At 53.0% G+C, this 23,717-nt stretch carries 25 protein-coding genes; 7 read left to right on the top strand and 18 right to left on the bottom strand.

The window, feature by feature from the left end:
* From citF to citC, 4 genes are read right to left on the bottom strand one after another with little or no spacing between them, the layout of a single operon-like run.
* Entirely contained in the window at positions 1 to 1,533 is a 1,533-nt protein-coding gene (gene citF, locus OGV79_RS09225; RefSeq protein WP_275147981.1) for a citrate lyase subunit alpha, read from the bottom strand.
* Positions 1,534 to 1,542: 9 nt separating this feature from the next.
* Positions 1,543 to 2,451, bottom strand: a complete 909-nt coding sequence (locus tag OGV79_RS09220) for an aldolase/citrate lyase family protein (RefSeq protein ID WP_024130551.1) — start codon at positions 2,449 to 2,451, stop codon at positions 1,543 to 1,545.
* Positions 2,448 to 2,744: a citrate lyase acyl carrier protein gene (citD, locus tag OGV79_RS09215; protein ID WP_275147982.1), complete on the bottom strand. Its 297-nt coding sequence runs from the start codon at positions 2,742 to 2,744 to the stop codon at positions 2,448 to 2,450. Before citD ends, OGV79_RS09220 begins: the two co-directional genes overlap by 4 nt.
* Positions 2,741 to 3,817 (bottom strand): [citrate (pro-3S)-lyase] ligase, encoded by a 1,077-nt coding sequence (gene citC, locus OGV79_RS09210; RefSeq protein ID WP_134769635.1) that lies wholly within the window; start codon positions 3,815 to 3,817, stop codon positions 2,741 to 2,743. The genes citD and citC overlap by 4 nt, the downstream gene beginning before the upstream one ends.
* A gap of 386 nt (positions 3,818 to 4,203) precedes the next feature.
* Between citC and dpiB the strand changes: the two genes are divergently transcribed.
* Both dpiB and dpiA read left to right on the top strand, forming a co-directional pair.
* Positions 4,204 to 5,865, top strand: coding sequence for a sensor histidine kinase DpiB (gene dpiB, locus OGV79_RS09205; protein ID WP_012133368.1), 1,662 nt, complete (start codon positions 4,204 to 4,206; stop codon positions 5,863 to 5,865).
* Complete coding sequence (gene dpiA, locus OGV79_RS09200; RefSeq protein WP_012133367.1) at positions 5,834 to 6,511, top strand: two-component response regulator DpiA; 678 nt, start codon at positions 5,834 to 5,836, stop codon at positions 6,509 to 6,511. Before dpiB ends, dpiA begins: the two co-directional genes overlap by 32 nt.
* Before the next feature lie 116 nt (positions 6,512 to 6,627).
* On the opposite strand, the gene dcuC is transcribed toward dpiA, so the two are convergent.
* Positions 6,628 to 8,013, bottom strand: coding sequence for an anaerobic C4-dicarboxylate transporter DcuC (gene dcuC / locus OGV79_RS09195; protein WP_012133365.1), 1,386 nt, complete (start codon positions 8,011 to 8,013; stop codon positions 6,628 to 6,630).
* A gap of 459 nt (positions 8,014 to 8,472) precedes the next feature.
* Here dcuC and pagP point away from each other — a divergent pair, with 459 nt between their 5' ends.
* Together pagP and cspE are read left to right on the top strand one after the other, a co-directional pair.
* The gene (gene pagP / locus OGV79_RS09190) at positions 8,473 to 9,036 is read left to right on the top strand and encodes a lipid IV(A) palmitoyltransferase PagP (protein ID WP_012133363.1); all 564 of its coding nucleotides are present in this window, start codon (positions 8,473 to 8,475) and stop codon (positions 9,034 to 9,036) included.
* Between the two features lie 187 nt (positions 9,037 to 9,223).
* A complete protein-coding gene (gene cspE, locus OGV79_RS09185; RefSeq protein ID WP_000034825.1) occupies positions 9,224 to 9,433 on the top strand; it encodes a transcription antiterminator/RNA stability regulator CspE in 210 nt (69 codons plus the stop codon).
* A 53-nt stretch (positions 9,434 to 9,486) separates the two neighbouring features.
* Here the strand turns inward: cspE and crcB are convergent, their stop codons facing one another.
* The gene (crcB, locus tag OGV79_RS09180) at positions 9,487 to 9,870 is read right to left on the bottom strand and encodes a fluoride efflux transporter CrcB (protein ID WP_024130549.1); all 384 of its coding nucleotides are present in this window, start codon (positions 9,868 to 9,870) and stop codon (positions 9,487 to 9,489) included.
* 91 nt (positions 9,871 to 9,961) lie between these two features.
* On the opposite strand from crcB, the gene OGV79_RS09175 reads away from it, so the two are divergent.
* Together OGV79_RS09175 and tatE are read left to right on the top strand one after the other, a co-directional pair.
* A complete protein-coding gene (locus tag OGV79_RS09175) occupies positions 9,962 to 10,750 on the top strand; it encodes a deaminated glutathione amidase (RefSeq protein WP_047458198.1) in 789 nt (262 codons plus the stop codon).
* A gap of 129 nt (positions 10,751 to 10,879) precedes the next feature.
* Positions 10,880 to 11,083 carry a twin-arginine translocase subunit TatE gene (gene tatE / locus OGV79_RS09170; protein WP_012133359.1) on the top strand — a complete coding sequence of 68 codons (204 nt, stop codon included), beginning with the start codon at positions 10,880 to 10,882 and terminating at the stop codon, positions 11,081 to 11,083.
* Between the two features lie 100 nt (positions 11,084 to 11,183).
* Here the strand turns inward: tatE and lipA are convergent, their stop codons facing one another.
* The 11 genes from lipA to OGV79_RS09115 form a co-directional block, all read right to left on the bottom strand.
* Positions 11,184 to 12,149, bottom strand: a complete 966-nt coding sequence (lipA, locus tag OGV79_RS09165; protein WP_012133358.1) for a lipoyl synthase — start codon at positions 12,147 to 12,149, stop codon at positions 11,184 to 11,186.
* Between the two features lie 187 nt (positions 12,150 to 12,336).
* Entirely contained in the window at positions 12,337 to 13,311 is a 975-nt protein-coding gene (locus tag OGV79_RS09160) for a YbeF family transcriptional regulator (RefSeq protein WP_047458193.1), read from the bottom strand.
* A gap of 300 nt (positions 13,312 to 13,611) precedes the next feature.
* Positions 13,612 to 14,253, bottom strand: a complete 642-nt coding sequence (gene lipB, locus OGV79_RS09155) for a lipoyl(octanoyl) transferase LipB (RefSeq protein ID WP_024130548.1) — start codon at positions 14,251 to 14,253, stop codon at positions 13,612 to 13,614.
* A gap of 97 nt (positions 14,254 to 14,350) precedes the next feature.
* Positions 14,351 to 14,614: a DUF493 family protein YbeD gene (gene ybeD / locus OGV79_RS09150; RefSeq protein WP_000850547.1), complete on the bottom strand. Its 264-nt coding sequence runs from the start codon at positions 14,612 to 14,614 to the stop codon at positions 14,351 to 14,353.
* Between the two features lie 106 nt (positions 14,615 to 14,720).
* Positions 14,721 to 15,932 carry a D-alanyl-D-alanine carboxypeptidase DacA gene (gene dacA, locus OGV79_RS09145; protein WP_012133355.1) on the bottom strand — a complete coding sequence of 404 codons (1,212 nt, stop codon included), beginning with the start codon at positions 15,930 to 15,932 and terminating at the stop codon, positions 14,721 to 14,723.
* Positions 15,933 to 16,071: 139 nt separating this feature from the next.
* The gene (rlpA, locus tag OGV79_RS09140; protein ID WP_012133353.1) at positions 16,072 to 17,196 is read right to left on the bottom strand and encodes an endolytic peptidoglycan transglycosylase RlpA; all 1,125 of its coding nucleotides are present in this window, start codon (positions 17,194 to 17,196) and stop codon (positions 16,072 to 16,074) included.
* 10 nt (positions 17,197 to 17,206) lie between these two features.
* Positions 17,207 to 18,319 (bottom strand): peptidoglycan glycosyltransferase MrdB, encoded by a 1,113-nt coding sequence (mrdB, locus tag OGV79_RS09135; RefSeq protein ID WP_012133352.1) that lies wholly within the window; start codon positions 18,317 to 18,319, stop codon positions 17,207 to 17,209.
* A 2-nt stretch (positions 18,320 to 18,321) separates the two neighbouring features.
* Positions 18,322 to 20,223 (bottom strand): peptidoglycan DD-transpeptidase MrdA, encoded by a 1,902-nt coding sequence (gene mrdA / locus OGV79_RS09130; RefSeq protein WP_047458187.1) that lies wholly within the window; start codon positions 20,221 to 20,223, stop codon positions 18,322 to 18,324.
* Between the two features lie 30 nt (positions 20,224 to 20,253).
* Positions 20,254 to 20,721: a 23S rRNA (pseudouridine(1915)-N(3))-methyltransferase RlmH gene (rlmH, locus tag OGV79_RS09125; protein ID WP_003022725.1), complete on the bottom strand. Its 468-nt coding sequence runs from the start codon at positions 20,719 to 20,721 to the stop codon at positions 20,254 to 20,256.
* A gap of 3 nt (positions 20,722 to 20,724) precedes the next feature.
* Positions 20,725 to 21,042, bottom strand: a complete 318-nt coding sequence (rsfS, locus tag OGV79_RS09120) for a ribosome silencing factor (protein WP_012133350.1) — start codon at positions 21,040 to 21,042, stop codon at positions 20,725 to 20,727.
* A gap of 258 nt (positions 21,043 to 21,300) precedes the next feature.
* Positions 21,301 to 21,912 (bottom strand): adenosylcobalamin/alpha-ribazole phosphatase, encoded by a 612-nt coding sequence (locus tag OGV79_RS09115; protein ID WP_049011893.1) that lies wholly within the window; start codon positions 21,910 to 21,912, stop codon positions 21,301 to 21,303.
* Positions 21,913 to 22,006: 94 nt separating this feature from the next.
* Here OGV79_RS09115 and cobD point away from each other — a divergent pair, with 94 nt between their 5' ends.
* On the top strand, positions 22,007 to 23,101 hold the full coding sequence (cobD, locus tag OGV79_RS09110) for a threonine-phosphate decarboxylase CobD (protein ID WP_286468259.1): 1,095 nt from the start codon (positions 22,007 to 22,009) through the stop codon (positions 23,099 to 23,101).
* Here the strand turns inward: cobD and nadD are convergent.
* Positions 23,076 to 23,717 carry a nicotinate-nucleotide adenylyltransferase gene (nadD, locus tag OGV79_RS09105; protein ID WP_024130547.1) on the bottom strand — a complete coding sequence of 214 codons (642 nt, stop codon included), beginning with the start codon at positions 23,715 to 23,717 and terminating at the stop codon, positions 23,076 to 23,078. The two genes, cobD and nadD, sit on opposite strands and share 26 nt — an antisense overlap.

The raw sequence follows: 23,717 nt of genomic DNA, 5'->3' as shown, positions 1-23,717 counted from the left end.
TTATTCCTTCACCTGATGAACAACGTCAATGACCGAACCGTCGCGGTAACGCACTACGGCGATGACGCGATCGGTATATTCAATGGCGCGAGGTTGACCGGTGAGCAGCTGCGCACGTTCACGCAGCCATTCAATGGAGACCACTTTCATTCCCGCTTCTTTCAGGCGTTCCGCCAGCTCCGGGCGCGCCGGGTTGACGGCGATGCCGTGGTCGGTCACCAGAATGTCGACGCTGGAGCCAGGCGTTACGCAGGTGAGCACGTTATCGACCAGCGTCGGGATGCGGCCGCGAACCAGTGGTGCGACGATGATTGACAGCGCGGCGGCAACGGCGGTATCGCAGTGACCGCCTGAAGCGCCGCGCAGTACGCCATCGGAACCGGTCAGCACGTTCACGTTGAACTGGGTATCCACCTCCAGGGCGCTCAGCACCACGACATCCAGACGATCGACCGATGCGCCTTTTGAGCCCCAGTTGGCATACTGGTTGGCGCTGATTTCGATGTGATTCGGGTTGCGGGCCAGCGATTCTGCGGCGTTACGGTCGAAGCTCTGTACGTCCAGCAATTTGCGGATCAGCCCTTTTTCATGCAGGTCGACAATCGTGGCGGTAATGCCGCCCAGCGCGAAATCCGCGTGAATATCGCGGCTGCGCATTTTGTCTTCCAGAAAACGGGTTACTGCCAGAGAGGCGCCGCCGGTTCCGGTTTGCAGAGAGAAGCCTTCCTGGAAATAGCCTGAGTTGGCAATCACGTCTGCCGCGCTGCGGGCAATCAACAGTTCACGCGGGTTGGTGGTCATACGGGTCGCATCTGCGCCAATTTTGTCGGCGTCGCCTACCCGTTCGATCTGCACGATGAGGTCCACCTGGTCCTGGGCGATACTGGCTGGATTATGCGGATACGGCAGCAGCGCTTCCGTCAGCAGAACAACCTGGCGAGCGTTTTCGGCATCCACTTTCGCATAGCCCAGCGAACCGCAGCAGGCTTTACCGGTGTAGCCGTTGGCGTTGCCAAACGGATCGCAGGACGGCACGCCGAGGAAGGCCACATCGATATTGAGCTCACCGCTTTGCACCAGATGGACGCGACCGCCGTGGGAGTGGATTTGTACGGGCTCATCCAGCAATCCGCGGGAGATCTCTTCCGCCAGGGGGCCACGCAGACCAGACGTGTAAATTCGGCTCACGACGCCCTGGCGAATATGCCCGACCAGTGGCGCGTGGCAATCGCTCAGCGAACTGGAGGCCAGCGTCAGGTTTTTAAAGCCCATGCTGGCGATGGCGTCCATCACCAGGTTGATCGTCAGGTCGCCGCCACGGAAAGCGTGGTGGAAAGAGATGGTCATTCCATCCTGTAAACCAGAACGGCGGATGGCTTCTTCAAGCGTGGCGCACAGTTTTTTATCGCGCGGTTTTTGCGCCTGTAAATTCAGTTTTGAAGTGCTCTGAAAAGCGGAAAATTCGCTTTCGGCATGGCGACTCCAGGCCGCTACCCGTTCTTGTCGTTGAAGTTGTTCGATTTTCTGCGTCATTTTTTTGCCTTATTCTTCGCGAATGCCGGAAAGTTCTGCACGGGAGAGCACCAGACGGGCGCGTTCAATCACCGGGCTGTCTACCATTTTGCCGTTCAGGGAGACGACGCCGCGGCCTTCACGGGCGGCGGCTTCTGCGGCTTCCACGACCAGACGCGCATGGGCGACTTCTTTAAGCGTCGGGGCATACAGGTTGTGCAGCAGTTCAATCTGGCGTGGGTTGATGAGGGACTTGCCGTCAAAACCCAGCTGTTTGATGTGTGACGCTTCGTGCAGGAAGCCCGCTTCGTTATTGGCATCGGAATAGACGGTATCGAACGCCTGAATGCCTGCGGAGCGTGCTGCCTGTAAAATGGAGCAGCGGGCAAACAGCAGCTCGGTGCCTTCCGGGGAACGTTCGGTACGCAGATTGCGCACATAGTCTTCCGCCCCCAGCGCGATCCCGATGAGACGTTCGGAGGCGTGGGCGATTTCAACGGCGCGGGTAATGCCCAGCGGCGACTCGATTGCGGCCAGCAGTCCGGTGCTGCCGGGTTCACGGCCGCAGGTTTGCTCAATGCGCAGGATCTCTTTCTCGATGTCGGTAACATCCTGAGCGGTGTCGGTTTTCGGCAAACGGACAACGTCAGCGCCGCCGCGAACCACCGCTTCAAGGTCGTTAATGCCCCATTCGGAATCCAGCGCATTAACGCGGACAATGGTTTCCACATCACGGTACAGCGGGTGTTGCAGGGCGTGATACACCAGACGGCGAGCGGTATCTTTCTCACGCAGTGCGACGGAGTCTTCCAGGTCGAACATCAGCGCATCGGCCGGGTAGATAAACGAGTTGCTGACCATCGCGGCATTTGCGCCGGGGACGAACAGCATGCTGCGGCGGGTGCGGGATTTACGTTGTTGCAGAGAAGCGGAAATCATTGGTGATCCTCCCACGGCAGAGCGGGGATGCCGCTGGCGCGAGCCAGTAATGCTTCCAGCCGCGCACGCAAAATGCAGTCCAGCGCGCCTTTGTCATCAACATTTAGTTGCACGCCGCGGACGTTATAACGGGCAAGCACATCCAGAATGGTGGCGCGAATGGCGTCGCCAAACTGTTTTTCAACGCTGCTGTTGATTTGCAGGTCAATATCTTGCGTGTCGAGTGGAGCAATGCGAATCATCACATCACCGGACTCAAGTGTGCCAGCGACGGCAGCCTGGTCTATTTTCATTTTTCACCTGTTTCTAATGCGGGGGTCTTTTGGCGGACTACCGCGCTGGACGGGTTACGTTCAACCATGCCTTGCAGATAGTGCAGAGTGGGGTTGGGAACCAGCGGTGCGATAGCCGTGAGATCTTTTTTAACCAGCAGCTTGCGTACCCAGGAGGCGGAAATTGGCATCTCCTGGAAACACAGCCGCTCAATTTCCACCAGCTCGATGGGTGGGGTGGGAAGCGTTGGCGTCTCCAGCCAGTAGCGCATATCGTGGTTGTACTGGGAGGTGACGGTGCAAAACGGTTCCGTGCCGACAAAACGGTGTGTTACACCCAATGCTGGCGCCAGGTACTGGCGGAAAATCTTCAGGTCGATTTCGGTGTAACAGTGGTTAATGACGCTTTGTTCTTTGATGAAGTAGCACGGAAAGGTCGCACGCGAGATGATGTACTCGGAACCGCGATGCACAGTCAGGCGTGGAATATCCGTTGTTCCTTTGATCACCAGATCAAACCTGTCCTCGTACGGAAAACGCGACGTATCCTCTTTTACCAGGAACAGATGCAGCCAGTCGCACTGTGCGGCGGCCTGCTGGATCAGATAGCGATGCCCGTTTGTGAAGGGGTTGGCGTTCATGACGATACAGCCGATTTTTTTCCCGTCATGACGCAGTTTCGTTAAGGATTCAGCGTAGCGTTTCAGGCGCGTATTGCTGTTTTCCATGAGCACCATCACGCCAGGCACATCAGCCAGCGTTGAGAAGCCGCACTGTTTAAAGAGCGCTTCGTATTCTGTTTTGGTGTAGATGAAGAGGTGCGTACAGTGCCTTTCGTAGGCGAGGTTGATTAACTCTGTAGCCAGCGTCAGCGCCAGCCCTTCGCCGCGCACGGATTGGCAGATAGCAACGCATTTAATGATATTTCCGGCAATACCGCCGCAGGCAATAAGACGATCATCGCGCGTAACGGTAATAAAAACTTCGACGGTGGTATCTACGCTTAAATCATTCTCTTTCAGAAATTGCGTGATAACCGCCATCTTTTTATTTTCTGAGCGTTTCACTTGCGTGAATACATTATTACCGAACATAGTATTGAGCGTCCTGATGATATATTTTGTTGCCAGTTTTTTGCGTATGTTGTGTGTCGTTGCAACCTGATAACGTTTTGTTTTCAATTGGAACGGTCGTTGTTTTTATTACGACGTATTTCTTTTTCTCTCTGTTGCCTATATCGTAAGGGGTATTTTGGTGGTAAATTTTGATTTATTTCACAAACACTTAGATGGTTTTTATGTGTTTAATGGTTTTAAGTTTTTTAATTAATTTAATAGCAAATTGCGCGGTGGGTTTTATTTGTTTAATTGATTTAAGGTGGGGAATCTGTAACGATCGCTATTAAATGCACAGCAGAAAGTTAAAACATTTTTATTACATATACGGGAAATGAGACGCTTACGCCAGCGAAGGAATAACAATGCCCGACCCAAAAAATAAAAAACGGTTTCTTTTTTTTCGTCAACTCGCGTTCCCGCTGCGGATTTTTCTGCTCATTCTGGTCGTTTCTGTTTTCATCATCGCCGCGTTAGCCCGCTATTTTTCCGCCAGCTTTGAAGACTATCTGGCATCGCATGTCAGGGATATGGCGATGAACCAGGCAAAAATTATCGCCTCTAACGACAGTATCATCACGGCCGTGAAACACCGGGATTACAGGCGGCTGGCGACCATCGCGGACAAACTACAAAGCGACACCGATTTTGATTATGTGGTCATCGGCGACAAAAACTCGATTCGCCTCTACCATCCTAACCCGGAAAAAATTGGTTACCCGATGCAGTTCACGAAACCCGGCGCGCTGGAGAACGGTGAGAGCTATTTCATCACCGGCAAGGGGTCTATTGGCATGGCGATGCGCGCTAAAACGCCGATATTTGACGACAATGGCAACGTGATCGGCGTGGTTTCCATCGGTTATCTGGTCAGTAAAATTGACAGCTGGCGACTGGATTTTTTACTGCCGATGGCGGGCGTATTCGTCCTGCTGCTGGTGGTGCTTATGCTGCTTTCCTGGTTTTTCGCCGCCCACATTCGCCGCCAGATGCTGGGGATGGAGCCAAAGCAGATTGCGCGCGTTGTGCGCCAGCAGGAGGCATTATTCAGTTCAGTGTATGAAGGATTAATTGCAGTCGACCCGGAAGGGCACATTACCGCCATTAACCGCAACGCGCGAAAAATGCTGGGGCTGCGTTCGCCGGGACGGCAATGGCTGGGTAAGTCGATAGAGACGGTAGTTAATCCTGCGGACTTCTTCACACAGCAGATTGCGGAAAAACGCCAGGATGTGATGGCGAATTTCAATGGGTTGAGCGTTATTGCCAATCGTGAGGCCATTCGCTCCGGGGATGAATTACTGGGGGCGATCATCAGCTTTCGCAGCAAGGATGAAATTTCCACCCTGAACGCCCAACTGACGCAAATAAAACAGTATGTGGAGAGCCTGAGAACGCTGCGTCATGAACACCTGAACTGGATGTCGACGCTCAACGGTCTGCTCCAGATGAAAGAGTATGATCGGGTCAGGGAAATGGTGCAGGGCGAGTCGCAGGCGCAACAGCAACTGATCGATAGTCTACGCAGCGCGTTTGCCGATCGCCAGGTCGCCGGTCTGCTGTTCGGCAAAGTCCAGCGGGCGCGGGAGTTGGGGTTAAAAATGACGATCGTGCCTGGCAGTCAGCTGCACCGACTCCCGGAAGGGCTTGATAGCACCGAATTTGCCGCGATTGTCGGCAATCTTCTCGATAACGCGTTTGAAGCCAGTTTGCGTACCCGGGAAGGGAATAACGTCGTTGAACTCTATTTGAGCGACGAAGGGGACGATGTGGTGATTGAAGTTGCCGATCAGGGATGCGGCGTTCCTGAATCTCTGCGCGAAAAAATATTTGAACAGGGTGTCAGCACCCGAACCGATGAACCAGGCGAACATGGCATCGGGCTGTATCTGATTGCAAGTTATGTGGGGCGCTGTGGCGGGGTGATTACGCTGGAAGATAATGATCCCTGTGGCACCTTGTTTTCTCTATTTCTTCCGAAAGTGAAAAAAAACGATGACGGAACCATTAACCCTATTGATCGTTGAGGATGAAACGCTGCTGGCGGAAATGCATGCGGAATATATCCGCCATATTCCCGGTTTCAGCCAGATATGGCTGGCGGGCAATCTGGCGCAGGCCCGTATGATGATCGAACGTTTTAAACCCGGGCTTATTCTGTTGGATAACTATCTGCCGGATGGGAAGGGCATCACGCTGCTGCATGAACTGATGCAGGCGCGCTATCCCGGCGGAATTGTGTTTACCACGGCCGCCAGTGATATGGAAACCGTCTCCGAAGCGGTGCGCTGGGGGGCGTTTGATTATCTGGTGAAGCCGATTGCCTATGAGCGCCTGGGGCAGACGCTTACGCGGTATCAGCAACGCCGGCGTATGCTGGCGGGTAACGATAGCGCCAGCCAGCGGCAGATTGACGAGATGTTTAATGCCTATGCGCGAGGGGAGCCAAAAGGTGATTTGCCGACCGGGATTGATGCTCTGACACTAAATGCCGTGCTGAAGCTGTTTAGCGACCCAGCGACGCGCCATACGGCTGAGACGGTGGCGCAGGCGTTGACGATCAGCCGTACCACATCCCGGCGGTATCTGGAGTATTGCGCCAGTCAGCATTTGATTATTGCCGAGATTATTCACGGAAAAGTGGGCAGACCGCAGCGTATTTACCACGGTTGAATTCGGGATTGACCAATCGCCCGGTGGCGCTGCGCTTACCGGGCCTACGGTAAGATTTGTAGGCCGGATAAGGCGTTACCGCTGCCATCCGGCGAATCGTCTACAAATTAATTCGCTTAACCACCTGCCACAGCAGAAGAAGTGCCTGGCACCATCACTTCAGTTGCAATGATGACAACCAGCAGCCCGACCATAACCGGAACGGAAGTACGCTTCACCACTTCAAACGGCGAAATCTTCGCCATCCCTGCCACCGCAACGACGACGCCAGAGACCGGGGAGATCGTGCGCCCCAGATTTGAGGCCTGCAACATCGGAATGGACAGGTAAGCCGGGTTAATACCGGAAGAGTGCGCCAGTTTGGGAATCATTTCGACAAAGGCATAGAAAGGCGCGTTACCGGAACCGGTGGTCATTGCCGCGAGCATGGTCAGGATCACCAGTACCAGCATGAGGATAATACTGGCGGAACCAAACGAGGTGGCGATAGAGATCAGACTCTGGATGAAACCGATAGTGCTCAGCCCCTGAGCGAATACCCCGGCAGCGACCAGCAGCATCACCACGCCCGCAAATGCGTCAGCCATCCCGCGGTACGCGACTTCCAGACCGGAAAAGACTTTCTGTGTATTGAATCCGCGAATGAACTCCAGCACGGCAGCGAGCAGCATACAGATGACGAGAATAGTAATAATGTGCAACTGCGGACCCCATTTACCATCAAAAACCAGAACGCCGATAATCGGTGTGAATGGCAGAATGGCGTAAAACGCCGGGGCGGTGGTGGTAATTTCGTTTACATCCAGCATTTCATGGGAGATGTTCTCTTTTTTATCCAGATAACGCTGCCAGAAAAAGTGGGCAATCGCCATACCGATAATGGCGGCAATGGAGATCGGCAGGGTCGTTTTAAAGGCAAAATCAATCAACGGCATCTCAGCCGCTTTTGCCGCCAGAACCACGTCGCCCGAGGTCGGAGAGAGGATGATCGCTGCGGGGGAAGCGCAGATGGCTGCGGCAGCGCCACGGCTGATCCCGACGTTAACCATCACCGGAAAGAGCGTTGCCATCAACAATACGCCAAGCCCGGTTGCCGAAGAGACCGCCAGCGACATCAGGCAGGCGACAAAATAGGCGGCGATCATCAGCAGGTAAGGTGAGTTAATGTATTGCAGCGGTTTGGAGGCCAGTTTTACAACCATGTCGTTTGCGCCGATATGCGTCATGTAGGCGGCGAAACCGCACAGCATCATGATCATCATACCGAGGTCGCCACCACGGCTCATCAACAGAATCTTAATGTATTCAACGATGTCCGTCGCGGTATAGCCGGTACTGGTTTCACTGGCGGGCAGGACTTTATGCCCCATTAACGCGCTGATAATCAGCAGCACCAGGCCGCCCACAAAGAGCACGCCGGTTGCCGAATAACCTTTAATGATGTAGCGCGCTACACCCACAATAACCATAACCCCAATAAGGAGTTCAATAAACGTTAGCATTGTTTCCCCTGTCGCCTGGACGCCCAGAAAGTAAGAATAAAAAAGGAACAGAAAGTGGTGTGAAAATGTGCCGAATAAACCGCTTCCCCTTGCTGATTAAAATCAAGAAAAGGACGGATTAAACGTCCTGTGTTGTTATTTTTTCATGCAGGCAACGAATATGAAATCTCTCAGGCGAAAAATTTACGTAGAAACGTATTTGTTTTGTATTTGTTATTTTTATGGAAATGCAATGTTAACTGTGAGGTGGTGTACAGAATTATAACAGGCCAGATTCCCTTTCCTGATGATAAAAAGTTTCAGTAAACGGCGATGATCCGTATGAAATAAACGGGAAATAAGTGGGTTTGCTATTGCAAAGGGGAGTTTTCTGATTTTTCGTTACCTGTTTTTTGTTAAGATTCCATTCAGGTTCGTTTTGCTACGATCGGTATTGAACTCCAGGATGGTAATTAAGTTGTGATTGTCGCTAAAAAATATTTTCTTGTTCTTTCATTTCTCTTTGTGCAATTCGCCCTTCTGCCCCAGGCCTTTTCAGCAGATAAAGGCTGGTTTGATACGCTGAAAGATAATGTGTCGGAAACCTGGCAACAACCCGAGCATTATGATTTGTACGTGCCGGCCATTACCTGGCATGCGCGGTTTGCCTACGATAAAGAAAAAACGGATCGCTACAATGAGCGCCCGTGGGGGGCAGGGTTTGGTCAGTCACGCTGGGATGATAAAGGCAACTGGCATGGGCTTTACATCATGGCGTTTAAAGACTCCTTCAATAAGTGGGAGCCTATCGGCGGTTACGGTTGGGAAAAAACCTGGCGACCTCTGGCAGATGAAAACTTCCACATGGGGCTGGGATTTACCGCTGGCGCAACGGCGCGTGATAACTGGAAGTACATTCCGGTGCCGGTTCTGTTACCGTTAGCCTCGATAGGCTACGGTCCGGCAACGTTCCAGATGACCTACATCCCCGGTACGTATAACAACGGTAACGTCTACTTTGCCTGGATGCGTTTCCAGTTTTGATGAGTGATATGCCTTGTTAGTGGTATATAAAATAGCGTTATAAAACAATAGGTAGTACAAAAAATCTAAAAAATAACGCGATATTTATCACTTTTTGGCAAAGTTGGACTGGACAAAATGCACCACAATTGATGTACTGGTACCCGACACAGCATTTGTGTCTATTTTTCATGTAAAGGTAATTTTGATGTCTAAGATTAAAGGTAACGTTAAGTGGTTTAATGAATCCAAAGGATTCGGTTTCATTACTCCGGAAGATGGCAGCAAAGACGTGTTCGTACACTTCTCTGCAATCCAGACTAATGGTTTTAAAACTCTGGCTGAAGGTCAGCGCGTAGAGTTCGAAATCACTAACGGTGCCAAAGGCCCTTCTGCTGCTAACGTAATCGCTCTGTAAGCATACGACAGCAAGAATTCCAAAACCCGCCAATGGCGGGTTTTTTTATGCCCTTAATGCGCGGTGGATGCTGAAAACAGCCAAAACGCAAGCGCGGTCATGGCAAATGACCCGAGCAGGTTGACCAGTATATTCACCATCGCCCAGCCAAAACGCCCATCCTGGAGCAAAAAAACAACTTCCGCTGAGAAGGTGGAAAACGTGGTCAGGCCGCCGCAAAAACCGGTGGTAATCAACACCTTCCACATCGGATCAATATTCGTCATGCGACTAAATAAGGCGAAGCCCATACCGATGATGAAGGCGCCGATCAAATTCGCCGTCAGGGTGCCGAACGGAATGGACTGATGAAGCGGATTAAACCGCATACTCAACATCCATCTCGCTACGCTTCCTGTACCACCGCCAATAAAAACTGCTAAAAGGAGTTGTAACACTGAATATTCCTGCTATTTGATTGTATATGGGATGAGTGTAACGCCGAATAAACATCTTTGGCGAGTTTAACGAATCTGGTCGGAGGGGAGTATGCTCGTTGCAGCAGGACAATTTGCCGTGGCGTCGGTCTGGGAAAAGAACGCCGAAACATGCGTTTCGTTAATGTCTCAGGCGGCAGAAAATGGCGTTTCCTTACTGGTGTTGCCTGAGGCGCTGCTGGCTCGCGACGATCGCGATCCCGATCTGTCGGTTAAGTCCGCGCAGCTACTGGAGGGCGGATTTTTGCGCTGCTTACTGCGTGAGAGCGCGCGCAATACGATGACGACAATCCTGACGATTCATGTTCCTTCAACGCCGGGGCGGGCATTCAACATGCAGGTTGCGTTGTGCGGGGGAAAGATTGTTGCGCATTACGCCAAGCTGCATTTGTACGATGCCTTTTCGATTCAGGAGTCCCGCAGCGTTGATGCAGGCGACACCATTGCCCCGTTGCTGGATGTTGAGGGGATCAAAGTCGGGTTAATGACCTGCTATGACCTGCGCTTCCCGGAGCTGGCTCTGGCGCTGGCTTTGCAGGGGGCTGACATTCTGGTGCTGCCTGCCGCCTGGGTAAGAGGAGCGCTGAAAGAGCATCACTGGGCGACCTTACTGGCGGCAAGAGCGCTGGATTCAACCTGCTATATCGTTGCCGCAGGGGAGTGCGGCAACAAAAATATCGGTCAGAGCCGAATCGTCGATCCGTTTGGCGTCACAATAGCCGCTGCGGCAGAGACTCCGGCGCTGATTATGGCCGAGGTCTCCGCCGAGCGCGTCAGGCAAGTTCGGGCGCAACTTCCCGTTTTGCGTAACCGTCGTTTTGCGCCACCGCAATTATTATGATGTTTTTTTAAACTAAGCTTGATTCACCTTGTTACAGATTGCTATTGTGTGCGCGCGTCGAATGACCGTTAATATTCTCAGGTTAATATGGCGCGTTAAGCCGCCTGATTTTAAGTCAAGAAGGTATCTATGGGTGAGATTAGTATTACCAAACTGCTGGTGGTTGCCGCACTGGTCGTTCTGCTGTTTGGTACCAGGAAGTTACGTACGCTGGGCGGAGACCTGGGCACGGCAATTAAAGGTTTCAAAAAGGCGATGAATGATGAAGACGCTGGCGCGAAAAAAGAAGCGGGCGGCGATATTCAGGCTGAGAAACTCTCTCATAAAGAGTGATCATGACGCGAGCAGGATGCTCCTTCATCTGACTCTGAAGAGAAAAAACCCGCGTTTAAGCGGGTTTTTTATGCGTTAAATGTAAGCGAGTATTACTCGATCACTTCACTTCCAGTCCTTTCGCCTGCATGTCTGCATGGTAAGAAGAACGAACAAACGGCCCGCAGGCGGCATGGGTAAAGCCCATCGCCATGGCTTCGGCTTTCATCTCATCGAACTCTTCCGGGCTAACATAACGCTGTACCGGCAGGTGATGGCGGCTTGGCTGTAAATACTGGCCCAGCGTCAGCATGGTGACGCCATGACGGCGCAAGTCGCGCATAACCTCAATGATTTCAGCGTTGGTTTCTCCCAGACCGACCATCAGACCCGATTTGGTTGGGATTTCCGGGTGGGCCTCTTTGAAACGCTCCAGCAGCTTCAGCGACCAGTTGTAATCAGCGCCTGGGCGTACCTGACGATAGACACGCGGTACGTTTTCAAGGTTATGGTTGAAGACATCTGGCGGGGTAGCGTTAAGGATCTCCAGTGCGCGATCCATACGGCCACGGAAGTCAGGCACCAGCGTTTCAATTTTAATTGCCGGGCTTTTTTCACGAATCGCGGTAATGCAGTCAGCAAAGTGCTGAGCGCCGCCATCGCGCAGATCATCGCGGTCAACGGAGGTGATAACCACATAGCGTAACGCCATATCTGCAATCGTCTGAGCCAGTTTTAACGGTTCGTTGGTATCCGGGGCGACAGGGCGGCCGTGGGCAACGTCACAGAACGGGCAACGGCGGGTACAAATCGCGCCGAGGATCATAAAGGTGGCGGTTCCGTGATTGAAACATTCCGCCAGGTTAGGGCAAGAGGCTTCCTCGCAGACAGAATGCAGGCCATTTTTGCGCATTGCCGCTTTGATGCCCTGGATACGAGTGGAGTCCGCTGGAAGCTTTATTTTCATCCATTCCGGTTTACGCAGCAGGGCTTCGCGCTCTGTTGCCACATTTTTAACCGGGATAAGGGCCATCTTATCGGCATCGCGGTATTTAACACCGCGTTCCATCACAATGGGTTTACTCATAGCGTGCGTGTTCCAGTTGCGAATAACGAAGGAAAGCGTTTCAATTCAAGGGAATGTTGTATTTATCAACTATTTTTGAATTAACTACAGGCAGTATATCATTGAAACGGGCCATAAAGCAGCCTGAGTGGTCGGCAAAATGTAAAATAGTTGTTGTTTTGTGCCATTTGCCCAACATCTCCTGTGACTAAGCAGCAACATCTCCGGTTCGAAACGCATCGCGTATTACATCAATAACATTCTCCAGCACCGGGTCACGCAAGCTTAATTTGTTGTAATGCAGCGAAAAGTCGATTCTCTCATCGCTCAGTGGCGCATAGGGAATGCGCTTGAGCGGCCAGCAACGGCTAAATAAGGTGTAGAACCGGGTAGGCATCATCCCCAGCAGGTCGCTGCTGGCGATGAGTGAGGCAATGGTGAAGATGTTGTAGCTGCTAAAGTTGATTTGTCGTTCAGGGAAGAGGTCCTGGATACGCTGACGCACCAGGCTGAAATTCTGCCCTTCGAGCATCAGCAGAGTATGGTCGACCGCTTTCAGCTTCTCTTCGGTTAGCGGGGCGGAAAGTGAAGGGTGATCCTGGCGACAAACCAGCTCAACAGTATCGGCAAACAGCACATGGTGATGAATGGCCCGACTACTGTAGATATGGGTATCGATGACCAAATCGGTCTGAAACTGGCTGAGCTGGCATTCGGCGTCGCTTACCGGAATGTTGCGTAACAGAAGCTGCGGATACCGGGATTTGATCGCCTGATAGATGGTTGGCATGACTAACGCCCCGATAGAGGGAGGCGTGCCTATCGTGATGGTGCGCTGTTTGTCGTAACTGCCGGTCAGATCCAGCGCGCCCAGAATAGATTCCAGCCCCTGGCTAATATACTCATGCAGATGGGTGGCATAGGCCGTCGGGGTCACGCCCTGGCCTTTACGGATAAATAGCGGGTCGGGAAATATAGCGCGTAATTTTTGAATAGACTGGCTAATAGCGGATGGCGTTAAATTAAGAATTTTCGCAGCATTGACGATGCCTTTATGAACGTATACCGCTTCAAAAATAGTCAAGAGATTAAGGTCAATATTTCTCAGCGTTCTGAAAATTTGAGGTTTGTCTTCTGGCCGTTGCTCGATTAGACGTCGTCCCGGCAGATTATTATCATTCACGCTCTCGCTCCGAATTTATTCACGTTATAAATAATAGTAGGGTTTATATTTATTGCATTTTTGATTTGGCTTAAATATCGCCTGAATGTCAATATCAGTAACAATTTCAACAGGGTAACAAACAGTACATTCGGATTTTAGCCACGGCGAATCCCCTCATTCTGATGGCTGATGAGGTTGCGTCATTGACGGTTTTAGCTTAGGCATAACGAAAATATAGAAACCGGGCGGAGAAGTAAAGCATTCAAGCAATATATAGTTAATGACCCATGAATTGCGTGGGTCATTATATTTTATTGATTAAGCAGGAATATATTCATGAGGTGGATTGTTTAGCAGGGCTAAAATATTGGCCAACAGGCGAGGGGCAATATTATCCGTCGTTGCGTTATTATCCCATTGCGATATTTTCGCCATTTCCATCCCGGCATAACCGCAAGGATTGATGCGTAAGAACGGAGAGAGATCCATATTGACGTTTAATGCCAGACCATGAAAAGAGCAGCCGCGACGGATTCGTAAACCCAGTGAGCAGATCTTTTTTTCTCCCACATAAACTCCGGGCGCATCGGCTCGCGGATGCGCATCAATACCCCGTTCGGCAAGCGTATTGACGACGGTTTGTTCCAGCAGCGTTACCAGCTCCCGCACGCCCAGCTTACGGCGTTTAAGATTCAGCAGAACATACATTACCTGCTGGCCGGGGCCGTGATAGGTGACTTGCCCGCCACGATCGCTCTGGATCACCGGAATATCGCCGGGCATTAATACATGCTCCGCTTTACCGGCCTGACCCTGGGTGAAAACAGGAAAGTGCTCAACTAACCAGATCTCATCGGGCGTGTTTTCATCGCGGGTATCGGTGAATTCGTGCATGGCCTGGGAAACGGGTTCGTAGGGCTGAAGACCGAGCTGGCGGACAAGAATTTTATCCTGATACAAAACGGCATCTCCGTAGAGAATGAACAAAAGAGGGAGAAAAGTATATCACAGCGGGGGAGGATGTTACCCGGGCAACGCCGGGTAACGAACGGATGTATTACAGCACCATACGAACGATATCGATATTACCCAGTTCTTCGTACAGTGTTTCAACCTGCTCGATATGGGTTGCGTTGATGGTGATAGAGACCGAGTGGTAGTTACCTTTGCTGCTCGGTTTTACCGTCGGGGAGTAATCACCTGGCGCATGGCGCTGTACCACTTCAACCACCTGATCAACCAGCTCAGGCAACGCCTGCCCCATTACTTTGTAAGTAAATGGCGTAGGGAATTCAAGCAGTTCGTTAAGTTTGGTTTTCATGTCAGCTCCGGCATTACATCAAAAAATAATAACTCCCACAGCGTGTGGGAGTTATCAGGATACTCAGTATATGGGGATGGAAATCACACTTTCAAGTGCTTAATTTTTAACCAAACCAGTGATGGAACATTAATTTAATGTAATCAATGATTTTGCCGAAGAAGTTACCTTCAGGAATTTCCTGTAGTACCACCAGCGGGCGCTGCTCAATGGTTTTGCCATCCAGCTGGAAGTTGATTGTGCCGACGACCTGGTTTTTCTGCAACGGGGCATGCAGTTCAGCCGTGTTCAGCACATAGCTGGCTTTCAGATCTTTCATGCGGCCGCGAGGAATGGTCAGATAGACATCTTTATCCACACCCAGCGAGGCGCGGTCGGTATCGCCAAACCAGGCCGGTTCAGAGGCAAACTCTTTCCCGACTTTCAGCGGGTTCACGGTTTCAAAGAAGCGGAAGCCCCAGGTCAGCAGTTTTTTGCTTTCTGTTTCACGACCTTTGTAGGTACGTCCACCCATCACCGCAGAGATCAGGCGCATCTGGCCTTCAGTTGCCGACGCCACGAGGTTGTAGCCTGCTTTATCCGTGTGGCCGGTTTTGATCCCGTCAACGTTCAGGCTGTTGTCCCACAGCAGACCATTGCGGTTTAACTGGCGAATCCCGTTGAAGGTGAACTCTTTTTCTTTGTAGATGGAGTATTCGTTTGGCACATCGCGGATTAACGCCTGGCCGATCAGCGCCATGTCGCGCGCAGAGCTGTATTGTCCATCAGCATCCAGGCCATGAACGGTCTGGAAGTGGGTGTTTTTCAGACCCAGGGCATTCACATAGCTGTTCATCAGCCCGACGAAGGCATCCTGGCTGCCGGCGGCAAAGTCGGCCATCGCCACGCAGGCGTCGTTGCCGGATTGCAGGTTAATACCACGGATTAACTGGGAAACAGGAACTTGCATACCCGGTTTCAGGAACATCAGGGACGAGCCTTTAAATACCGGGTTGCCGGTAGCCCAGGCGTCGTTGCCGATCGTCACCAGATCGGTTTCTTTAAATTTCCCTGCTTTCATCGCCTGGCCGATGACATAGCTGGTCATCATTTTGGTCAGGCTGGCGGGATCGCGGCGTGTATCCGCATTCTGTTCCGCCAGCACTTTGCCGGAGTTGTAGTCGATCAGGATATACGACTCCGCATCGATCTGCGGAACACCTGGGATCATGGTTTTGATATTCAGGTCATCGGCATGCGCGCTTGTGATAAAGGCGGCGCAGAGAGCCGTGGTGAGCGCCATGCGCTGCATGAAACGAGCGGAAAAAGTGGTCTTCATGGTCTGAACTACGACGTCCGTGATGGAATTAAAAAAAGTGCCCTACTATAGCAAAAGCATAACCGGCAGGCATCTGACTTTCCGCGTGACTTTGTTAATGTCATTTACAGAAATTGACAATTCAGATGCCCTTTGCAGGCTACTGCGCGCTGGCGATAAAGGACTGTAACTGGGCTTCAGATTGCAGACGCTGCTGCAACGCGCTGGCTTCAGTTTTGCTGGCGAATGGCCCAAGCTGAATGCGCCAGACCGCGCCGTTTTGCATCACACGCCCCGGTACGCCAAACTGCTGGCTTAAACGCTGCTGGTACTGCTGCGCGCGCGTTTGATCGCTGACCGCGCCAACCTGAACCACGAAACCGCTGCTTGCGGCGGCCGGAGCTGGAGCCGGCGTCGGGGCAGCGACTGCGCCCTGAGTCGAACCAGGAGCCGTTACCGGCGCGGCGGGTGTCGCTGCGGCGGGCTGTGGCGCGGGCGTTGGTTCGCTGCCTTCGAGCACCCCGGAGGCAAGCGTGGTCGGCGCGCCAAGGAAGCCGCTGCTGTTGACCGGTGCGCCGCTCGGGTCATCGCTTTTCAGCGTCGAATTGCTTATCGCCCGGACATCGCCTTGCGGCTGTACCGATTCCGGCGCGGAAGAGACGCTGCCCATGCCGCCGCTTAAATCAGGGCGCGCGGGCAGGGCGTAGGTCTGTTTCGCCACTGTCGTGCAGGCCATGCCTGGCCCTGACAGTGAACCGTCCTGCGCAACGATAATGGGATCAACGCGGACTTTGGTGTTATTTGACGTATTCAGACGATCGGCTGCCGCGCGGGAGAGTGAAATCACCCGATCGTTACCGTAAGGGCCGCGATCGTTAATGCGTACCACGATCATCCGGCCATTCGCCAGATTCGTGATTCGCGCATAGCTCGGGATCGGCAGCGTTGGATGCGCAGCGGTGAGCTGCATCGGGTCAAACGCTTCGCCTGATGCGGTCAAATTGCTGCCGGGTTCCGCATCATAAATGGCGGCAAGCCCGGCCTGGCTAAAGCGAGACGGGTCCTGGACAATTTTGTAGCTTCTACCGTCTCGTTGATAATCCTGATTTGCTGTCGGGCTCAGAGGTTCATAACGTGGCTCCGCCCCGCCGATCTCAACAATCGGCCCGTTACACACCGCAGGCTGCGGCGCGACGGCAACCTGCTGCTGACCATCATCACTCGAACACGCCGCGAGTAACATTATTCCTGCCGCGACGCAGACTCCTGGCAACTGCTTACGCATTGCGCACCCCTTACACGCTTTTCGACAACATTTTTCTGTGGGTGTGGATCGACATAACAATCCCGAACCCGGCCATCAGCACTATCAGTGCGGAGCCTCCGTAACTGACCAGCGGGAGTGGAACCCCTACAACGGGCAGAATACCGCTCACCATACCAATATTTACGAAGACATAAACGAATAATATCAACATTAAACCACCGGCCATCACGCGGCCAAAGGTGGTTTGCGCGCGGGCAGCGATCCACAGTCCGCGCATAATCAGCAGAATGTAGAGCGCCAGCAGGATTAATATTCCCACCAGACCTAACTCTTCCGCCAGTACGGCGAAGATAAAGTCGGTGTGGCGTTCGGGTAAAAACTCAAGCTGCGACTGAGTGCCGTGCAGCCAGCCTTTACCGCGCAGGCCGCCGGAGCCAATCGCAATTTTAGACTGGATGATATGATAACCCGCGCCTAAAGGGTCGGTCTCCGGGTCGAGAAGCATCATGACGCGCTGGCGCTGATAATCATGCATCAGGAAGAACCACATGATCGGGATAAACGCGGCAATCAGCACCACCGCAATGCCGATTAAACGCCAGCTCAAACCAGACAAAAACAGCACGAACAGGCCGGAAAGGGCGACCAGAATCGAGGTGCCCAGGTCAGGCTGCGCGGCGACCAGCAGAGTCGGCATAAAAATCAATACCAGCGCGATAGCCGTGTTTTTCAGCGACGGCGGGCAGACATCACGGTTGATAAAGCGCGCCACCATCAGGGGGACGGCGATCTTGGCGATTTCAGAAGGCTGAAAACGGACGATCCCCAGATCCAGCCAGCGTTGCGCTCCTTTGGATATCGCCCCGAAGGCGTCTACCGCCACCAGCAGGATGATGCAGAAAATATAGAGATAGGGCGCCCATCCTTCGTAGACACGAGGCGGGATTTGCGCCATCACCACCATAATGACCAGACCCATCGCGATCTGACCGATTTTTCGCTCCATCATGCCAATATCCTGGCCGCTGGCGCTCCAGATGACTAATGAACTGTAAACCAGCAGCGCCAGCAGAATCAGTAACATCGTGGGATCGATATGGATTTTATCCCAGAATGTTTTTTTGTTCGGATTATCCGTCACGATTATTGGTCCTCCGCCGCTGCAACCGCCGGGTTTTCCGCAGGCAAATTGGTGTTGTTGTCGCCCAACATGATGTGGTCAAGAATCTGACGCATGATTGTACCGACAGCCGGGCCCGCGCCGCCGTTTTCCAGGATTATGGCGACAGCAACCTGGGGATTGTTATACGGCGCGAATGCCGTCATCAGTTTATGGTCGCGTAGTCGTTCAGCAATTTTGTGCGCGTTGTAGGTTTCGTTGGCTTTCAGGCCAAAGACCTGCGCCGTACCAGACTTCGCGGCGATTTTATACGGCGCGCTGGCGAAATATTTATGCGCAGTGCCGTTAGCGCGGTTTGCGACGCCGTACATGCCGTCTTTGGCAATTTCCCAGTAACCGGAGTGAATATCGCCGACAGGCGGTTCGTGCGGCTGTACCCACGGCACCTGCTTGCCATTCTCCGCCGTGCTCATCAGCAGATGCGGCACTTTTACCACCCCGTCGTTAATCAGGATCATCAGCGCTTTGCTCATCTGGATCGGGGTTGCCGTCCAGTAACCCTGGCCGATGCCCACCGGGATGGTATCGCCCTGATACCACGGCTTTTTAAAGCGTTTTTGCTTCCATTCACGGGTTGGCATATTGCCGGAACGCTCTTCAGCCAGATCGATGCCGGTATATTCCCCGTATCCAAATTTGCTCATCCACTCGGAGAGTCGGTCTATCCCCATGTCATAGGCCACCTGGTAGAAGAAGGTATCCGCTGACTCTTCAAGGGATTTGGTGATATTCAGATGACCGTGCCCCCATTTTTTCCAGTCGCGGTAACGCTTCTCAGAACCCGGCAACTGCCACCATCCGGGGTCGAACAGGCTGGTATTGCGGGTGATCACCCCAGCGCTTAAAGCGGACACCGCGACATACGGTTTAACCGTTGAGGCCGGCGGGTAAACACCTTGCGTCGCCCGGTTAACCAGCGGCGTATTTGGGTCGTTGAGCAACCCTGAGTAATCTTTGCTGGAGATGCCATCCACAAACAGGTTCGGGTCGTAGCTCGGCATGGAAACCAGCGCCAGTACGCCGCCTGTCCGTGGGTCGGTTACGATCACGGCGGCGCGGCTGCCCGCCAGCAGCGTTTCAATATATTGCTGGAGTTTCAGGTCAATTGTGAGATGGATGTCATGCCCGGCCTGCGGCGGCACCTCTTTAAGCTGACGGATGACGCGGCCACGGTTGTTGACTTCAACCTCTTCATAACCCGTCTGACCGTGCAGCACCTCTTCGTAATAGCGCTCAATCCCCAGCTTGCCGATATCGTGCGTGGCGGCGTAGTTGGCCAGCTTACCGTCTTTATCAAGGCGTTCGACGTCTTTATCGTTAATCTTCGAAACGTAGCCGATGACGTGGGTCAGCGCGGAGTTGTAAGGATAGTAGCGGCGCTTGTAGCCTTTCACTTCCACGCCAGGAAAACGGTACTGATTGACGGCAAAACGCGCGACCTGCACTTCGGTCAGGTTCGTTTTGACGGGAATAGAGGTAAAACGGTGTGAACGTGCGCGCTCTTTCTTGAACGCGGCAATGTCATCGTCGTTCAAATCGACCACGTTGCGTAACGCATCCAGCGTTTGCTGAACGTTATCGACCTTCTCCGGCATCATTTCTATCTGATAAATAGTGCGGTTGAGGGCGAGAGGGATGCCGTTACGGTCATAGATGATCCCACGGCTGGGGGCGATAGGGACCAGTTTGATGCGGTTTTCGTTCGAGCGGGTCTGGTAATCGGTAAAACGCACGATTTGCAGATTATAAAGGTTGGCGATGAGCACGCCGGTCAGCAGCAAAATACCCAAAAAAGCGACCAGCGCCCGGCGCACGAACAGCGCGGACTCAGCCGTATAGTCGCGAAAAGAATTCTGTAGTTTCATCCGCTGCTTAATCTACTCAAGGCTTAATAATCACTCACGGTGATAAGGGTGGTTGGTGGTAATGCTCCACGCCCGGTACAGACTCTCTGCCACCAGCACCCGAACCAGCGGGTGAGGGAGGGTTAACGCAGAAAGTGACCAGCTTTGTTCCGCCGCCGCTTTACAGGCCGGAGACAACCCCTCAGGGCCGCCAATCAGGAGACTGACGTCGCGACCATCCAGCTTCCAGCGCTCCAGCTCAGTCGCCAGCTGCGGCGTGTCCCAGGGTTTCCCTGGGATATCAAGGGTGACGATACGGTTTTTGCCTGCGGCCGCCAGCATCTGCTCACCCTCTTTGTCGAGAATACGTTTAATATCCGCGTTCTTGCCGCGTTTGCCCGCTGGAATTTCGATCAGCTCAAACGGCATGTCTTTCGGAAAACGCCGGAGATACTCCGTAAAACCGGTTTGTACCCAGTCGGGCATTTTCGTACCGACAGCGACAAGTTGAAGCTTCACGCATTAACTCCAGAGTTTTTCCAGTTCATACAGGCGACGGCTCTCTTCCTGCATGACATGGACAATCACATCACCCAGGTCAACGACAATCCAGTCGGCTACGCTTTCACCTTCAACGCCAAGCGGCAACATGCCTGCCGCGCGAGATTCCTGTACAACGTGGTCAGCAATAGACATAACGTGACGGCTGGATGTACCGGTGCAGATAATCATGCAGTCGGTGATACTGGATTTACCCTGAACATCTAAGGTGATGATGTCCTGACCTTTCAGGTCATCAATTTTGTCGATTACAAAATCCTGGAGTGCTTTACCCTGCAAGTTTTCCCCCTGGGTATTACGGATGAATATAAATAAGCCTGTCAGTATACCTGAACCCGAGGCGATGTCGGGACTAATGTCATCAACGGGCGTTTAAAAGTGGGTTATCATCCCATCCCGCACAACAGATTGCATCGCCATTTTTGTAAAACAATTTCTGCAAAGCTCTGAAGGGCGGGAGAAGTCTGGCGCGGAGGATAGCAGCCTGTCAGGGGGTGTCAATGGCCGAAACGCCCCCGAGGAGAAAAAACAGAAATATCACTCGCCGTGATGCCAGACAGCCCGACTGTTTAACACCTTCAGCGTGGCGAAATCTTCACAAAAATCAATGGCGCTCCAGCATCCTTGCTCAACCCTGAAATGCCATAATGAGGCGGCGGGCATGGATAATAATCGCGCGATCATGAGACTCAGAACCCCCTGGTGGCTCACGACCAGCAGATTTTTATTATCTTTATAATCAGCAAGTTGTGCAATAAAGCGCTCTACGCGTTGTGAGAACGCCTGGAAGCCTTCCCCATTGGTCGGGACGGCGTTCTGCCAGTCGGTACACCAGGCCGCGTAGCTTGCCGCGTCTTCGCGGCTCAGATCGCGGTGATGACGCATCTCCCAGTCGCCAAAAAACATCTCGTTAAGCTCCGGGAACAGGCGCTGCGGTACGTCGCGGTCGTGAAGCACCAGCCGCGCCGTGTGGCGGGCGCGTTCCAGTTCGCTACAGAATACGTTGTCGAAGGGGACATTGCGCAGCAGATTATTCAGCGTTTGCGCCTGGGCTATCCCTTTTTCTGTCAGCGGAGTGGGGGCGTGGCCGCTGTATAATCCGGCTACATTGGCTTCGGTTTCCCCATGACGAACTAACCAGAGTCGCATGTTTTTCCTCGTGATACGTATTCGCGCAAAATATGATATTCACCCTGATTGCGCAGCGCTTTTTCACTAAAATAGACTTTTTATCGGAGGCAAGATGCCTTTACTGAAGAGTGCGCATGGCGGTAACACCCGGGAAGCCGCTGCATTGTTGGGCATCTCGCCTGAACAGTTGCTGGATTTTAGCGCAAATATTAATCCTCTGGGTATGCCAGGGCGCTTAAAACGCGCGCTTATCGACAATCTTACCTGCGCGGAGCGGTATCCTGATGTGGATTATCAGCATCTGCACCAGGCGCTGGCGCAGCACCATCAGATCCCCGCGTCATGGCTCCTGGCCGGAAATGGCGAGACGGAATCCATCTTCACGCTGGTTCACGGGCTGAAGCCGCGTCATGCCATGATCGCCACGCCGGGCTTTGCCGAGTATCGCCGTGCGCTACAGTGGGGCGCGTGTGAGATACATGAATTTGCGCTTCGCGAAGCCGATGGCTGGCAACTCACGGACGCCATTCTGAATGCGCTGACCCCGGATCTGGACTGCCTGTTTCTCTGTACGCCAAATAATCCAACCGGACTCCTGCCTGCCCACGAACTGTTACTGGCTATTGCGGAGCGCTGTAAGACGCAGGGGATCGCGCTGATCCTGGATGAGGCGTTTATCGATTTTATTCCGGGTGAAGAGGGTTTTATTCCGCTGTTGCAGGGCAACCCGCATATCTGGGTGCTGCGTTCGCTCACCAAATTTTACGCCATTCCGGGGCTGCGGCTGGGCTATCTGGTGAACAGCGACGAGCAGGCGGTCGCGCAAATGAGAGCGCAACAGATGCCCTGGTCAATCAACGCGTTTGCGGCACTGGCCGGAGAGGTTATCTTGCAGGATGCCGCCTATCACCAGGCGACCTGGCAGTGGCTGGCGGAGGAGGGACAACGCTTCCGTCAGCGGTTACATGCGTTTCCTGAGCTAACGGTTTATCCCGGTCGGGCGAATTATCTTTTATTGCGCTGTGAGCGGGAAGGTCTGGATTTGCAACGTGCCTTGCTGGAGAAGCACATTCTGATCCGCAGTTGTGCTAACTATCCGGGGCTTGACGCGCGTTATTACCGGGTGGCGATTCGCAGTCAGGAAGAGAACAGCCGCCTGCTGACGGCGCTGGCGGAAGTCTTTACCGATACAACCCTTGCTGGTTGATGTAGTTCAGGACGGATTCCGGCATGAGATCGTCGCACGGTTCGCCTTTCTCCAGCCGCTCGCGGATAAGGGTGGCGGAGATATTGAACCAGGGCGTTTCAGCCAGATAAATTTTACCCGCCGGGAGCGCGTGCAGATCGTCCGGCGTATGGGTTAAATGGCGCTCCAGCCACTGCTGATGCTGCTCTTTCACCATCTCAAGCGGGTAGCCGGGGCGTCGGCAAACGATCAGGTGAGTATTGTCCAGAATGGTTTCATAGTCGTGCCAGGTCGGGAACGTCAGTAAGGAGTCCTGGCCGATGATAAACGCCAGCGGCGCGTCCGGGCCTTGCTCTTCCCGCCACTCTTTCAGCGTTTGCGCGGTGTAAGAGGCGGTATCGCGTTTGAGTTCGCGCTCATCCAGGATAAACAGCGGCTTGTCGGCGATAGCCAGCTCAAGCATATATTTACGCTGTGCGCTGGACGCTTCAGGCTGTGGACGATGAGGCGGTACGTTATTGGGCATGATAATCACCCGCGACAGGCCAATCAGATTGGCCAGCGTTTCCACGGGCTTGAGATGACCATAATGCACGGGATCAAAGGTGCCGCCGAACAGAGCCTGTAACGATTTCAT

The organism is Citrobacter sp. CK185 (genome assembly GCF_030333565.1).
Classification (GTDB): domain Bacteria; phylum Pseudomonadota; class Gammaproteobacteria; order Enterobacterales; family Enterobacteriaceae; genus Citrobacter_B; species Citrobacter_B koseri.
Note: the sequence above shows the minus strand (reverse complement) of the source record. Positions and strands in the feature narration are given on the sequence as shown.